We start from the raw sequence: 956 nt of genomic DNA, 5'->3' as shown, positions 1-956 counted from the left end.
GACAGGCGGAGCCCAGCAGGCCGCCTGACAAGTTGCCCCGTCACCGAGCGCTTACGGCGGGTTCGACTTCGAGACGCTAGCGAAGCGGCACTTGGCCGGGTGGCGTTTCGTGATGGTCCCAGCTGGCGCGGCGGCTCGGGACGAGCCCTGCTTGCTGGTCATCCGCAAGGATGGGACCCTCGACTTCCCCTCGCTAGACCACGAACTGGTCGAGGCGACGGATGGGGACCGCCTCCTGCTTCTCCGTCGCTCAGTCGAGGTGCGATCCGAAGCGGGCCACGTCACAACGCTGGCTGGCGCGGTTGGACATGAGGACCTCGGAGAGGCATGAGCCCAGGCGGCGCGACGGTTCAGCGATTTCGCGTCGCACGGTTGGACCCGGAACGTCGGCCCCTATTGAAACAGGTGCACAATCTCACGGTGCCGACGCTTCAGATGTAGTTCGATCAGCTCGAACAAGCCACCCCGGTTACGGGCTTGGCGCTCCGGCAAAGCCAGTTCACGAAGCAGGGCGTCCATTGCGGCCCGACGCGCCTGGTAGCCCTGGAACTCGTCGAGATAGGCGTCTACGACCCGCTCGGCCTTGATAATGGTGCCAGGCTTGTAGGAAGCGGCGAGCAAGAGGATTGAGCGCACGGTATTGTCAAGTGAGTCCATGAGGGTAGTAGCGCCAGGCCCCCCGGACGGTTCCGGTTCGCGTGGAGAGTACTGTCCCGAAGAGCCGGACATTCCATTGTCGGCTTGAACATATGGCATCGAGTGTCAGCGAGCTGGACGCCCTGTCTGCCCACGGCTGGGAAGCTCCTCACTCCAGCAATTTGCGATGGTATGGAGCCCAGGTCTGCCAGAGGGCCCATCGACGCCCCGCGCAGCGCAGTTCAATTGCCGCCGCCTCGTCCTGCTTGTCCGCCGTCAGCGCCCGTGAGACAGAGTGAGGCCCTTCACGAACGGAGGAT

General features: G+C 64.1%; 1 protein-coding gene. It reads right to left on the bottom strand.

From position 1 onward, the window contains the following. Positions 1-393: 393 nt before the first annotated feature. Positions 394-636 carry a hypothetical protein gene (locus tag MFF64_RS36535; protein WP_238193912.1) on the bottom strand — a complete coding sequence of 81 codons (243 nt, stop codon included), beginning with the start codon at positions 634-636 and terminating at the stop codon, positions 394-396. Between the last annotated feature and the right edge of the window lie 320 nt (positions 637-956).

It is taken from the genome of Methylobacterium frigidaeris (assembly GCF_022179185.1).
GTDB lineage: Bacteria > Pseudomonadota > Alphaproteobacteria > Rhizobiales > Beijerinckiaceae > Methylobacterium > Methylobacterium frigidaeris.
Note: the sequence above shows the minus strand (reverse complement) of the source record. Positions and strands in the feature narration are given on the sequence as shown.